Source organism: Pseudomonas sp. PDM16 (assembly GCF_014851865.1).
In the GTDB taxonomy this organism is placed as follows: Bacteria; Pseudomonadota; Gammaproteobacteria; order Pseudomonadales; family Pseudomonadaceae; genus Aquipseudomonas.
The window spans coordinates 436,328-449,599 of the sequence record NZ_JACVAM010000001.1; the positions used below are offsets into that span (position 1 = coordinate 436,328).

Sequence of the window (13,272 nt, forward strand, 5' to 3'; positions counted from 1 at the left end):
GAAGAACCCGGGCCTGGCCCGGGTTTTTTATGGCTGCCCGACTGCTAGAGTGCCGCCAGTCCCTGGCAAGAGAGCGGCGATGCACACCCTGTTCCTCGATACCGAGTTCACCAGTCTCACGGCCGATTACCGGCTTATCAGCCTGGCACTGGTCGACCCGACCGGTGCCGAGCTCTACATCGAGCTCTACGATGGCTGGAGCCGGATAGAGTGTTCCACGTTCGTCCACGAAGTGGTTCTTCCTCAGCTGGACCTTGCACGCCATGGACACAGCCGAGCCGCCGCCGGCGAGTTGCTCCGTGGCTTCCTTGCCCGCTACGACGACGTAGAGATCGTCAGCGATGCGCTGACCTGGGACTGGCCGCTGCTGCTGGGGCTGCTAGGTCACCAGGGTCTCCCATCACATGTGCACTGTCGTGAAGACAAGGGACTGCTGGCAGACCTGCCCGCGGCAGACATTCCCCACCATGCCCTGCTGGACGCCCGGCTCATGTGCGAGTCCGCGCGGCGTCGAGAGCGTTAACCCTCTCTCACCGCATCGAATCGCCACACAATCGTCATCGTTCCGTCTCCATCACTCGCTAGCGTCGTGGCTCCGTCGCATCCTCAGCAGAAGGAACCGAACCGTGAGCCTTGATGAACAGAACGCCGTGCTCTTTGGCAACGGCGACGAACTCCCCAGCAACCATTCCGCCAACCCGCACATGAACGAGCTGATCGACCAGCGCCGCCGGCAGATACTCGCCGGTGGCGCTGCCGTCGGCGCGCTCGGCTTCCTCGGCGTGCTGCCCACCATCGCCGAAGCGGCGGAGCAGAGCCCGGAACTACCGTTCACCAGACGTAACCGCCTGCCCTTCGACGCCATTCCGGTAAGCCGTGCCGATACCATCACCGTACCGGCCGGCTATCGTGCCAGCGTGCTGGTGCCCTGGGGCACCCCGATCAGCGGTAACCTGCCGCCGTTCCTGGAGGATGCCAGCAACAGCGCCCAGGACCAGGCCGAGCAGGTCGGCATGCACCACGACGGCATGCACTTCTTCCCTATCGACGGGCGCCATGGCGGCGGCAACAAATCCAACCATGGCCTGCTCGTATTCAACAATGAATACATCGACGCGCCGCTGCTGCACCCGAACGGCCCTACCACGGTGGACGGCAAGCGCACCGTGGCGGAGGAAGTGCGCAAGGAAATCAACGCCCACGGCGTGACCATCGTCGAGATTCGCCGCAACCAGCTGGGCGACTGGGAAGTGGTGCCGGGGCGCTACAACCGCCGCATCACCGCCGCCACACCGATGCAGATGCAGGGACCCGCACGCGGACACGCACTGCTGCGCACCCTGTACAGCCCCGGCGGCACCGCCACCCGCGGCACCCAGAACAACTGCGCCAATGGCTTCACGCCGTGGGGCACCTACCTCACCTGTGAAGAAAACTGGGCTGGCTACTTCGCCACCCGCGACGCCGATCTGCCCCGCGAGCTGAAGCGCTACGGGCTGCGCGACTCCAGTCGCTTCGGCTGGGAAACACTGCCGGGCGACGAATTCCAACGCTTCGACGCCACCCGCAAGGCCGCCGATGGGCGGGGCGACTATCGCAACGAGCCGAACCATTTCGGCTGGATCGTCGAAATCGATCCGTTCGATCCCGAGTCCACGCCGATCAAGCACAGCGCACTGGGCCGCTTCGCCCATGAAGGCCTGATCTTCGCCCCCATGAAGCTAGGCAGCCCGTTGGTGTGCTACTCCGGGGACGACTCGCAGAACGAGTACATCTACAAGTACGTCAGCAACGGCCGCTACATGCCCGTGGTCGGCAAACCGGATCGTCTGCTGGACGATGGCACGCTCTATGTAGGTCGCTTCAATGCCGACGGCGGCGGCGACTGGTTGCCACTGGACATCAAGGACAAGGCCTTCCAGGCAGCCTGCAGCAAGGCCGGAGTCAGCTTCGCCAATCAGGGTGAAGTGCTGATCAATACTCGCCTGGCGGCGGACATCGTCGGTGCCACCAAGATGGACCGCCCCGAGTGGGGCGCGGTCAGCCCCGACAACGGCGAGGTGTACTTCACCCTCACCAACAACAGCTCGCGCACCAAGGCCGATGCGCCCAATCCGCGCGCGGCCAACCCCTATGGCCATATCATTCGCTGGCGCGAGGACAGCAGCGATCATTCCGGCAAACGATTCCGCTGGGACATCTTCCTGCTGGCCGGTCCGAACGAAGACAGCCGTGGCCCGAACGGCAAGCCACTGGACGAACGGAACATCCTGGCCAGCCCGGATGGCCTGTGGTTCGACCCCGATGGGCGTCTGTGGATCCAGACTGACATGAGCGGCAGCCAGCTCTCCAGTGGCCCATTCGGCCACAACCAGATGCTGGTGGCCGACCCGCGCAGCGGCGAAATCAAGCGATTCCTGACCGGCCCGCTGGGCGCAGAAGTCACCGGCATCAGCGCCACGCCGGACTTCCGCACACTGTTCGTCAACATCCAGCACCCCGGCGAGGGCTCCACCGCCACCAACCTGCTGAGTGCCTGGCCAGATGGCCCGGGTCGGCGGCCACGCTCGGCCACCGTGGTCGTCACACGCGAGGACGGCAAGCGGTTGATGTAGGAAGGGCCGCGACGCAAAGAAACCCGGGCCTGCCCGGGTTTCTTTTTGTCCCCACTTCCCCTCTCCCGCCGCACAGGGTAAAACGCGCCTCCGATCGGCTACCCTTGTGCGCTGTCACGACAACAATCGCTCAATTCGGCTGTCGTCTTTTCCCCCATCGCTGTGCTTTGGCTCATCGCGAGCAGAAAGGTCCGTTCACCCGCCTGAACGTATTACCGAGACAGCCACCAGCCAAATTCCGCCTTGCCAGGAGACACCCCGTGGAAGAAGTCATCGAACAGCTGCGTGAACTCAACGAGCCGGTGCCGGTGCCGCTGGAGCTGCCGGAAGAGGAAACCCTGGTGGAGATCCAGGAGCAGATCCTCATCCACCTGCCATTCGAGTTGCGCGAGTACCTCCTCAAGGCCAGCGACGTGGTCTATGGCCGCCTGGAGCCGGTCACCGCCAGCGACCCCAACTCACATACCTACCTGCCGGAAGTCGCCTCCGTGGCCTGGGACCGAGGCCTGCCGCGCGATCTGGTACCTCTCTGCCAGGATGGCCGCGACTACTATGCGGTGGACGTCGAGGGCACCGTCTGGCTATGGGACGGTAGCGAGGAAGAACTGACCGACGAGAGCTGGGACTCGGTGTGGCACTGGTGTCGTGACGTCTGGCTGGAAAGCTGAGTCCTCGCCCCTCGAGAAGAGCCCATGCTGCTAGCAGCTCCATGGGAGAGGCCATGCCGCGTCGCGAGCTCGGCGGAATGCCAGGCCGTCATTGCTTACCCCGGTCCAGTTCGAGCAGGTTGAGCAGGAAGCGGGCGAAGTAGATCAGGTCCTGCTCCATGGCCTTACGCGCGGCCTTGGCGTCGCCGGCCTCGATGGCGGCGAAGGCTTCCTCGTGGAAGTCGTTGAGCCGCAGCGACAGGTCGGCGCCGGTGAACAGGCGGTTGAAGAACGGGCCGATCTGCAGCCACAGCGACTCGATCGAGCGCAGCAGTATCGGGTTGCCGCAGGCGCCGTAGAGGTGCAGGTGAAAGCGGCTGTTGGCCTCCAGGTAGTCCTGGATCTGGCGCTGCTCGATGGCCACGTCCATGCGCGCCACGCAGTCGCGCAATTCGGCCATGTCGGCGGCAGTCAGGTTGGGCGTGGCCAGCTCCACGGCCAGACCTTCGAGGCCCAGGCGCACCTGGAAAATATTCTGGTAGCGCTCGCGAGTCATCGCCGGCACGCGCACCGAGCGCTGCTGCTCGCCTTCCAGCGCGCCCTCGGCAACCAGGCGTTGCAGGGCGGCGCGCACCGGCATCGGGCTGGTGCCCCACTGCGCGGCGAGGTCACGGATCTTCAGGCGCTCGCCGGGCTGGAAGCGCCCCTCGAGCAGGCTTTCGCGAATACGTTGGTAGAGGGTTTCCTGCAGATTATCGGCCATGGTGTTCAGTGTCCCCGTGGTGGCGCGGGGAGCTGGCTGAGGGTCAGAGAGCAGTCACGCATAAAATGCACCTTGTCTTTTGTGATCACACAATTGATTTAAAAGACTCTAATAAAGGCTATTAAACCACTCATTGCTATTTCTGTGATCACAAAATAGCATGTGCAGAAATTCGAACGAGGTGTGCAACATGACTGCCAGCGGTATCAGTCCATCCGCCGTGGAGACCTTCACCGCCCGCGAGCGCGAGCGCTTCATCGCCCGCAACCCGAAGTCGGTAGCCCTGGCCGAGCGCGCACGCAACTCCCTGTACGGTGGCGTGCCGATGCACTGGATGGCCGACTGGTCGACTCCGGTACCGCTGTTCGTCGAGCGGGCCAAGGGCGCGCGCTTCTATGACGTCGACGGCCACGAGTACATCGACTTCTGCCTGGGCGACACCGGCACCATGTTCGGCCACTCGCCGGACCCGATCGCCAAGGCCATCGCCGAGCAAGGCAACAACGGCCTGACCACCATGCTGCCGGGTGAAGACGCGGTGGTCTGCGGCGAGTTGCTGGCCGCGCGCTTCGGTCTGCCGTTCTGGCAGGTCACCGCCACCGCCACCGACTCCAACCGCTACGTGCTGCGCTGGGCCCGCGCGATCACCCAGCGCAAGACCCTGCTGGTGTTCGACGGCTGCTACCACGGCACCGTCGACGACGTGATGGTGCGCTACCGCGACGGCGAAACCGTGCCGCGCAGCGGCCTGGTCGGCCAGGCCTACGACCTGACCCAGTACAGCCGCTCGATCCCATTCAACGATGTCGCCGCGCTGGAAGCCGCGCTGGCCAAGGGCGACGTGTGCGCCCTGCTCTGCGAGCCGGCGATGACCAATATCGGCATGGTCCTGCCCGAGCCGGGCTTTATGCAGAAATGCCGCGAGCTGACCCGCAAGTACGGCGCGCTGCTGATCATCGACGAGACCCACACCATCTCCACCGATATCGGTGGCTGCACCCAGCTGTGGGATCTCGACCCGGACTTCTTCGTGGTCGGCAAGCCAATCGCCGGCGGCGTGCCATGCGGCATCTTCGGCTGCAGCGCGGCGATGGCCGAGGCCATGACCGAGTCGCGCAAGCGCGCCAGCGAAGGCAGCCACGGCCACGGTCACAGCGGCATGGGCACCACCCTGTCGGCCAACGCCCTGGCCATGCACTGCATGCGCGCCAACCTGGAACAGGTGATGACCCCGGCCGCCTACGCGCACATGCTGCCGCTGGCCAAGCGCCTGGCCGATGGCTTCCGCACGCTGATCGGCAAGTACGACCTGCAGTGGTCGGTGACCGAGCTGGGCGCGCGCAGCGAGTTCCAGTTCTGCCCGGTGTCGCCGAAGACCGGCGCCGAGGCCGAGGCGGCCTTCCACGACGAGCTGCAGATGGCCCTGCACCTGTACCTGATCAACCGCGGCATCCTGATCACCCCGTTCCACAACATGACCCTGTGCTGTCCGAGCACCACGGCGGAGGATGTGGACAAGCTGATTGGCATGCTCGACCAGGCCCTCAACGAGCTGCTGGCCATCCCCGGCGCCCGCGAATAACCGAGACGATTCCATGAACTTCGCCGATATCCAGGAAGCCCGCGACTTCCTCGCCGCCCATCCCGAAGTACGCAGCATCGAGCTGATGCTGATCGACGCCAATGGCATTCCGCGCGGCAAGCTGCTGCACCGCGACGAGCTGCTGGCCATCTACGAGAACGGCCGGCCGCTGCCCAGCTCGATCCTCTCGCTGACCATCCAGGGCGAAGACGTGGAGGCCAGCGGCCTGGTCTGGGAAGTGGCCGATGCAGACTGCTGGACCTACCCGATTCCCGGCAGCCTGACCCTGCAACCCTGGCGCACGGTACCGACCGGCCAGCTGCAAGTGAGCATGCACCCGACCCAGGGCCTGCCGGCCACCCCCGGCGATCCCCGCCATGTGCTGGCCCGCGCCATCGACGCGCTCAAGGCCGATGGCTACCACCCGGTGATGGCGGTGGAGCTGGAGTTCTACCTGCTGGATAAACAGCGCGACGCCAATGGCCGTCCGCAACCGGCGCTGCAAGCCAACGGCGTGCGCCCGCAGGCGCCGCAGGTGTATGGCGTGTACGAGCTGGAGCAGTTGCAGCCGTTCCTCGACGACCTCTACGCCGCCTGCGAAGTGCAGGGCCTGCCGGTGCGCACGGCGATTTCCGAATACGCCCCGGGCCAGGTCGAGCTGACCCTGGAGCATCGTTTCGACGCGCTACAGGCGGTCGATGAAGGCGTGCGCTACAAGCGCCTGGTCAAGGGCGTGGCCAACAAGCACGGCCTGCAGGCCTGCTTCATGGCCAAACCGTTCGGCGACCTGGCCGGCAGCGGCCTGCATATGCACGTCAGCCTGGCCGACGCCGACGGCAACAACCTGATGGCCTCGGAAGACCCGCATGGCACGCCGCTGCTCAAGCACGCCATCGGCGGCATGATGGCCACGCTCAATGACGCCCTGGCGATCTTCTGCCCCAACGCCAACTCCTACCGGCGCTTCCAGGCCAACAGCTACGCGCCGCTGGCCAAGAGCTGGGGTGTGAACAACCGCACCGTGTCGTTCCGCGTACCGGGCGGCCCGGCCAAGAGCCGCCACGTCGAGCACCGCATCTGCGGCGCCGACGCCAACCCCTACCTGGCGGCGGCGGCGATCCTCGCCGGCATCCACCACGGCATCAAGAATCAGATCGACCCGGGCGAGGCGATTGTCGGCAACGGCTACGAGCAGGCCCGCGAGACGCTACCGACCGACTGGCTGACCGCGCTGCGCAACCTGGAGCAGTCGAGCTGGGCCAAGGAAGCGCTGGGTGAGGATTTCCTGAAAATCTTCCTGGCGATCAAGTGGGAGGAGTTCCGCCAGTTTGTCGGCGAAGTGGGCGAGCAGGATTGGCGCTGGTACCTGACCCACGCCTGAGCCGCTACTGCGCTATGCCTGGCGTTATTGGCGGCACACTCGACAATGCTCATTGGCTATCTGCCAATTGCGCTTTTCGAGCACGCCCCCGCCTAGCCAGGCCTTCGCTCGCTACGCTGCTCCGCCGCTAGATCTCACATGCCATTGCCGAACTGCGGCTCGCTCCAATCGATGCGCTGGGGCAGGCCGGCGCCAGCTAGCGCGGTTCGACCTTGAAGTACTCGCCGGCCACGCTGATGCCGGCACCGCCGTACTCCTGGCAGGCGTCGGCGAACACCTCCAGCACGCGCAAGCGCATGCCGTCGCGCAACAGCTGTACCTTGCACTCGGTCGCCAGGCCGGCGTCCTGCAGCTCGAAGTAATCACCCGCGCCGCTCAGGCGACCGTCCAGCTCACCGATGGCCGCCGGCCCCCACTCCTCGATATCCCTGCCGGCACGTATCGGCCCGAAGGAAGCACGGTAGGCCGCGCCTTCGCGGCGGATCTGCAGGGTGCTCCAGGCCGCCTGGCCGGCGTAGCGCCGATACTCGCCCTCCACCACGGCGGACAGCGCGGACACATCGCGCTCGCCGACCTTGGCCAGGTTATGGCGGGTCGCCGCGCCGTCGAAATCATTGCGCAGCGCCACCTGCAGCCAGGCGCGGGCCATACCGGCATGACCCGCCTTGAGGTTGGCCAGCATCAGGTTGTTCAGGGCCAGCTCCTGAGCGGCACGGTCCTCGGCCTGTTCCGCCTGTCTGAGCTGACGCTCGAACGCCGCGATGGCTTCTGCATGGCGGCCCGCCTGGTAGGCGACGGTGCCAGCCTGGTTACAGGCGGCCGGGCTGTCGCAGCCTGGCTGCGCGGCGGTGCAGAACGCGCCGAAAGGGAGCAGCAACAAGGGCAGATAGTGAGCACGCATGATCGGTCTCCTGGCGCAAAAGCCCCAGCTTAACGCCTCGGCCATGCTCTGTCGGCTGGCGGCCACAAAGTTGCATGCCTGGCGGCGCTGGCGCAGCGAAGTAAACAGGCAGCACCTATAACAATCAGCAGACCCCGCAGGAACTGCACAGCCAGCCCCCTCAAACTGCCTATGAGACACACGATGGAACTCGCAACCAGCAAACTCTCCATGACCGTACTGATGACCCCGGACATGGCCAACTTCTCCGGCAACGTACACGGCGGCACCCTGCTCAAGTACCTCGATGAAGTGGCCTACGCCTGTGCCGCGCGCTACGCCGGCTGCTACGTGGTGACCCTGTCGGTGGACCAGGTGATCTTCCGCGAGCCAATTCACGTCGGCGAGCTGGTCACCTTCCTCGCCTCGGTCAACTACACCGGACGCACCTCGATGGAGATCGGCATCAAGGTCATCACCGAGAACATTCGCGAAAAATCCGTGCGCCACACCAACAGCTGTTTCTTCAGCATGGTGGCGGTGGACGACCAGGGCCAGCCGACCCCGGTGCCCGCCCTGCAACCGGAGAACGCAGACGAGAAACGCCGCTACGCCCTGGCGCAGAAACGCCGCGCCATCCGCCAGGAACTGGAGCGGCGCTACCAGTCGCTGGATAGCGAAGGCTGAACCATTCTTCCGGGGATAAGCCTTTGGGCCTGGTCGTCCGAGCCGCATCAGTGCACGCAGCTGGGCGGTCCAACCAACCTCTCTGTGGCTCGTCTCGCTTAATCGTAGGAGCGCCCAAGCTTCAGCCAAGCGAGGGCGGCAGCGCCGCCAATAGCAAGAGAGTGCAGGCAAGGTGCACTGCAGGGCTACGGTCACCCGTGTCGGCAACGCAAGGGCGCCAACGTGCTCCCACCCTAGCCGCTACTGCGCGGCGGGTGCGGTCCAGGGCAGGCAGCGAAGATGGTGCTTGTCCACTAGCGGGCCGCTGAAACAGTATGCCTGGAGCGTCTCGTCCCACTCCGCGCGCTCGCCTGGTCGATAGGGATTGTCCGCCTCAGGTACCCCCTGCCCGAGAGCATTGAACAGGGTCAGCTTCGCCTCCAGATCATGCAGGCGTGCGAGGTAGTTGTTGAAGTCGGGCACTGCGACACTGCCGAGTATCGTTCCTACTGGATTCCGAGTACGGCGCCAGAAACTCGGCTGGCTGCGTGCTGGAGTTCCCAGGGTACGTACGAAGGCAGAGGTATCCAGAAGAGAATTGGTAGCCATCCGCTGATAGCCCGGCAGGATGTCGTTCACCGTCATATGCGGCTTGTACATCAAGCGCAGCCGCCATTGGGCTACGCCGGCGCTCTGCGGATTGTCCACCAGAGTCAGCATCCCGGAGCCCACCAAAACGAACTCGCGACGCATCGCCGCCCCCAGCGAACGCTCCGCCTCGCTCAGTGGCGACTCGGCGGCCGGCAGCGGCACCAGGCCAGCACGATACAGCGCTGCGACGGCATTCAGATCGCGACCCAGCAGATTCACCAGCATCATTTTAAGGATCAGATTGTCCGCACGTGCCAGCCATCCCCGCAGATGACGCACATCCTGCTGCAGGAGCGCCAGGGCTTCACCACCACGGCCATCCTCCGCCAAGGCCATGGCCTGTGCGGCACGCAGCAGGTTGGCCCTGCCCAGGCTGCTGTAGTTGGCCAGCGGCTCATCCACGCTCGGCTGAGCAAGGGTACGGTAGTCGTCCAGTGCCAGCAGGCTGTCGTAGCGCCGTAGCAACTCGCCGTGACGGGCCAGCAGTGCGGCCAGCCCTGCACTATCCTGGCGCAACCGCTCAAGACAGCCTGCATCACCGAGGGCGCAGAGGTTCTTTCCGGGCAGCTCCAGACGTTCGCCATCCGTGGCCGAGACCATCAGATCGTAGGGGCCATGTTGCGCCCGCCATTGCAAGTGCGCCTCAACCATCTGACGGCCAGCCTCCTGCGGATGCTGCCCGGCGGGGGCATCCAGGCCCAGCAACTGGTAGTAGGCCTTGCTGTCGGCAGTTGCTACCGATTCTTCGAGCCAGGCTCTGGCTACCGGCCCCAGAGGCTCATCCTGCCACCACGCCCATGCACCCGCTCCCAGCACCATCACGGTACCGAGCAAGACCTTCTTCCAGTTCTTCATCGCCGACTTCACTCGTGGCCGATGTAATGCAGCAGCTCCCTGCGCTGCGGGTGGTCCTTGAGCCAGGCTCGGACCTCATCGGCGCGGGCAATGGAGTCGGCGCCGGCCAGGCGGGTGAAGCGCTCGCGGCGAGACTGCTCGGCACTCTCCTGGCGTACCCGGCGCTGCCAGGCCTCGCTGAAGATCGCCGGCATGCTGCGGCTCAGCTCCAGAGCCTTGAGCAGCTGCCACTCGCCGCCATCCAGCCAGGCCTCGTCGCACGAGGTACAGAGGTCCAGGCGATTGCTGCGGGTACCGCTGATCTGGAACTTGCTCATCAGCTTGGCGCATTTGGGGCAAGTCAGCGCCTGAGGCGTTTCCTTGGCCGGTTCGGCCTGTAGCCCGGTATCCATCGCCTCGGGTTGCGGCGCACGCTCGGCCCAGTCACGGTAGTAAAGCAGCGCCACCAGTGCGCCGGCACACTGCTCGCAGCCGTGAGCCAACAGGCCGTCTTCGAGCTTGGTGGGTTTCAATTGGGAGTCACGGCAGGCAGGGCAATGCATGGGAAGATCCTTTTCGTGGGTTGAGCGCAGGCCGCGACCCTATCCAAGAAGCCCTGTCGGCTCAAGCGGTAGCTGAGCACGGCGTCACGGATCGGTTAAGCTTGGCCTGTAAACACCGGAGTCCACATGATCGATCTGCTGGATGTAATGCTTCTGATGCTGTTCGCCGCTGGCGGCGCCTGGTTATGGCGCGGGCATGGCATTCGCGAGCGCGCGCTAGCTCTTGCCAAGCAACACTGCGCCAAGCTGGATGTGGAGCTGCTGGACGGCAACGTCGCCTTTCGCCGCCTGGCGATCGTTCGTGACATCCGGGGACAGCGGCGTGTGGCGCGGATCTACGGTTTCGAGTTCACCGTCACCGGCGAGCAGCGTCTGACCGGCACCGTCAGCATGTATGGACGTCACCTGGGCAACATCGAGCTGGAGGCTCACCCCTTCCAGGCACCCCCGCTGGACGATAAGGTCATTCAGCTCGACGATTGGCGCCGCAGCCACCCGCGGGCGGACGACCAGCGCCGCGTCGACTGACACCCTATCCGCCCAGTTCCTCGAGTCGCAGCAGCACCTGTTGCCATTCCGGCTCGGCCGCATAGGTCATCGGCTTGCGCAAAAGACGGCAGCGCCAGCGATGCCAGCGGCGTCCTCGCAATGCCTGGAAGCGGCGACAACCAGCGCTCAGCCAGTTCGGGTCGAAGCCGCTCCAGGCTCCCGCCGCCACCCAATGGTTGCCCCACAGCAGAGGGGCGACCTCCTCCAGATAGATGGCCTGCAGCTCCTCCAGGGGCAAGCCGCTGGCGTGTAATACCCTCGCGATATGGCGGTGGTCATGGTCGTCCAGCTGGTTATCCAGCCACAACTCGGACAGCACCAGCCACACATCCTCGCGGCTGGTGCTCATGTCAGCGCTCGGGTTGCAGGAAGGCGATGACCCGAGCGGCTGTGTCCTCGGGGTGTTCCTGCATGAAGCAATGACCGCCCGCGACCTCGGCAATGCTTACGGCCCCGTTCAGGTCGCGCAGACGCCTGGCGGACTGGCCAACGAAGGGATAGGTCTTCGCCCCGTATAGCAGCAGGGTCGGTGTGTTCATTCTGGCAAGCGAGGGCCATAGTCGCCGGGGGAAGGAGCTGAAGATATCCACCTCGCGACTCGGCCGGCACTTCAACTCCACACCGCCGTCTTCGGCATCCTTCAGCGCGTGATCGACATAGGCGTGCAATGCGGAGTCGGCCCAGCCACGGAAGATGCCACGTCCCTGCAGGAGGGAGAATGCGTTGGCTCGATCCGGCCAGTGGCGGCGGCGCGCCGCCGACTTTTGCGCCATGACGTTGCGTCGATGCAGACCGACCAGCTCGGACAAGGCCATCACACCCACCATGGCCTTGCTGAACAGCACCGGGTCGAGTAGCGCCGCGCGCTGGAACAGCTGCGGATGGCGCGCCAGGATAAGGCTGGTCAGTACGCCGCCGAAGCTGTGGCCGAGAGCGAAGCATGCCACGTCGCCGAAGCGCTCGCGGCCAGCCTCGAATGCCTCCACCGCTAGCTCGGCACTGCGATTCCAGCCATGGAAGCGGCCGCCGTGCTCGGTGTCGCCATGTCCTTGCACATCGCACAGCCAGAGGTCGAAATGCTCTGCCAGTGGCTTCAGCATGGGCTCATAGGCACGTCCGCAGAAACCGTTGCCATGCAGAAAGTGCAGCAGCGGCTTGCCACTGGGTGGGGTGTGCCAGCCCGTCAGAGTAAAACCGGCTGAGGAGGGGTGAGACCAAGGGAGCAGGTGCATGTAAAAAAGGCGCCGCAGCGGAAACTGCGGCCAGTGTAACGGTGCATCGCGACCGAGTCAGGCCGGCATAGGCGCCGAATGCTCGGCGATAAAGGCCTGTAATAGCTGATTCAATCGCTGCGGCTGGTCCAGCGGTGTGGCATGCCCCGAATCTTCGATTACCTCTAGGCGGGCATTGCGTAGTTGGCCCAGGTAGGCACGCTTGTATTCCAGTGGGGTGTAGTCGCGATCACCGCTGATCACCAGCAACGGCACATTTGCCTGACCCGCCGCCGGCATGGCAGACCAACCGGGAATGGCTCGCATGGCGTGCAGATAGGATGTGGGATCATTGCTGGCGATACGCTCGGCCACCCTCTCGCGCAGCGCCTCCTGCTCTGGCTTGGGAAACAGCTTGCCCGCCAACATCCCGGCCAGCGCCGGCAGGCCGATCAGGCGCACCAGGCCTAGACGCAACCAGACCTGACCACGGACCTTCCAGGTGTCGACGGGAAAGCTCGGCGCGCTATTGACCACCACAGCCGCGCGCACCAGGTCAGGATGTTCGGCCAGTAGTTGGAAAGTCAGCATGCCCCCCATGGAAATGCCCACCAGGATGCATGGTGCAACATCCATGGCGCGGATAAAGTCGGCAACGTCGCCAGCCAACTCGGCGATGCTTACCGGCGCCCGCAACGGCTCGCTCTGGCCATGGCCACGCACGTCCATGGCGATCACCTCGCAAAACTGCGCAAGGTGATCGATTTGGGGCTGCCAGTCGAGCAGCGAAGACCCTAGCCCGTGCAACAGCAATACCGGGTATCCCTCGCCTTGCCGGATATAGGCGAAACGGCCATTGGCCAAATCCAGATATTCCATGAAAGTTCTTTCCTTCAATAATAGATGGCAATAGATCGCCGTCCCCAAAGC

General features: G+C 64.7%; 14 protein-coding genes. 7 read left to right on the plus strand and 7 right to left on the minus strand.

Going from position 1 to position 13,272, the window contains the following annotated elements; all coding sequences use genetic code 11:
• Positions 1 to 79: 79 nt before the first annotated feature.
• The 3 genes from IB234_RS01945 to IB234_RS01955 all read left to right on the plus strand — a co-directional run bounded on the left by IB234_RS01945 (position 80) and on the right by IB234_RS01955 (position 3,283).
• Positions 80 to 523 (plus strand): hypothetical protein, encoded by a 444-nt coding sequence (locus IB234_RS01945; RefSeq protein ID WP_192313009.1) that lies wholly within the window; start codon positions 80 to 82, stop codon positions 521 to 523.
• Between the two features lie 103 nt (positions 524 to 626).
• The gene (locus tag IB234_RS01950; protein ID WP_192313012.1) at positions 627 to 2,615 is read left to right on the plus strand and encodes a PhoX family protein; all 1,989 of its coding nucleotides are present in this window, start codon (positions 627 to 629) and stop codon (positions 2,613 to 2,615) included.
• A 260-nt stretch (positions 2,616 to 2,875) separates the two neighbouring features.
• Positions 2,876 to 3,283 (plus strand): SMI1/KNR4 family protein, encoded by a 408-nt coding sequence (locus tag IB234_RS01955; protein ID WP_192313015.1) that lies wholly within the window; start codon positions 2,876 to 2,878, stop codon positions 3,281 to 3,283.
• A gap of 88 nt (positions 3,284 to 3,371) precedes the next feature.
• Here the strand turns inward: IB234_RS01955 and IB234_RS01960 are convergent, their stop codons facing one another.
• On the minus strand, positions 3,372 to 4,025 hold the full coding sequence (locus tag IB234_RS01960; protein WP_192313018.1) for a GntR family transcriptional regulator: 654 nt from the start codon (positions 4,023 to 4,025) through the stop codon (positions 3,372 to 3,374).
• Positions 4,026 to 4,215: 190 nt separating this feature from the next.
• Here IB234_RS01960 and IB234_RS01965 point away from each other — a divergent pair, with 190 nt between their 5' ends.
• Together IB234_RS01965 and IB234_RS01970 are read left to right on the plus strand one after the other, a co-directional pair.
• Positions 4,216 to 5,607 (plus strand): aspartate aminotransferase family protein, encoded by a 1,392-nt coding sequence (locus IB234_RS01965; protein ID WP_192313021.1) that lies wholly within the window; start codon positions 4,216 to 4,218, stop codon positions 5,605 to 5,607.
• A gap of 13 nt (positions 5,608 to 5,620) precedes the next feature.
• On the plus strand, positions 5,621 to 6,988 hold the full coding sequence (locus IB234_RS01970; protein ID WP_192313024.1) for a glutamine synthetase family protein: 1,368 nt from the start codon (positions 5,621 to 5,623) through the stop codon (positions 6,986 to 6,988).
• 196 nt (positions 6,989 to 7,184) lie between these two features.
• On the opposite strand, the gene IB234_RS01975 is transcribed toward IB234_RS01970, so the two are convergent.
• On the minus strand, positions 7,185 to 7,889 hold the full coding sequence (locus IB234_RS01975; protein ID WP_192313027.1) for a tetratricopeptide repeat protein: 705 nt from the start codon (positions 7,887 to 7,889) through the stop codon (positions 7,185 to 7,187).
• 183 nt (positions 7,890 to 8,072) lie between these two features.
• Here IB234_RS01975 and IB234_RS01980 point away from each other — a divergent pair, with 183 nt between their 5' ends.
• Positions 8,073 to 8,555, plus strand: a complete 483-nt coding sequence (locus tag IB234_RS01980; RefSeq protein ID WP_192313031.1) for an acyl-CoA thioesterase — start codon at positions 8,073 to 8,075, stop codon at positions 8,553 to 8,555.
• Between the two features lie 240 nt (positions 8,556 to 8,795).
• Here IB234_RS01980 and IB234_RS01985 read toward each other — a convergent pair whose 3' ends face one another.
• Entirely contained in the window at positions 8,796 to 10,040 is a 1,245-nt protein-coding gene (locus IB234_RS01985; protein WP_192313034.1) for a hypothetical protein, read from the minus strand.
• Positions 10,041 to 10,048: 8 nt separating this feature from the next.
• Positions 10,049 to 10,582, minus strand: coding sequence for a zf-TFIIB domain-containing protein (locus IB234_RS01990; protein WP_192313037.1), 534 nt, complete (start codon positions 10,580 to 10,582; stop codon positions 10,049 to 10,051).
• Between the two features lie 126 nt (positions 10,583 to 10,708).
• Between IB234_RS01990 and IB234_RS01995 the strand changes: the two genes are divergently transcribed.
• Entirely contained in the window at positions 10,709 to 11,110 is a 402-nt protein-coding gene (locus IB234_RS01995) for a DUF3301 domain-containing protein (RefSeq protein ID WP_192313039.1), read from the plus strand.
• Between the two features lie 4 nt (positions 11,111 to 11,114).
• Here the strand turns inward: IB234_RS01995 and IB234_RS02000 are convergent, their stop codons facing one another.
• The 3 genes from IB234_RS02000 to IB234_RS02010 are packed head-to-tail and all read right to left on the minus strand — an operon-like array spanning position 11,115 to position 13,221.
• A complete protein-coding gene (locus IB234_RS02000; RefSeq protein WP_192313042.1) occupies positions 11,115 to 11,480 on the minus strand; it encodes a hypothetical protein in 366 nt (121 codons plus the stop codon).
• A 1-nt stretch (position 11,481) separates the two neighbouring features.
• On the minus strand, positions 11,482 to 12,363 hold the full coding sequence (locus IB234_RS02005) for an alpha/beta fold hydrolase (protein WP_192313045.1): 882 nt from the start codon (positions 12,361 to 12,363) through the stop codon (positions 11,482 to 11,484).
• A 57-nt stretch (positions 12,364 to 12,420) separates the two neighbouring features.
• Positions 12,421 to 13,221, minus strand: a complete 801-nt coding sequence (locus tag IB234_RS02010) for an alpha/beta fold hydrolase (RefSeq protein WP_192313048.1) — start codon at positions 13,219 to 13,221, stop codon at positions 12,421 to 12,423.
• Positions 13,222 to 13,272 lie beyond the last annotated feature (51 nt).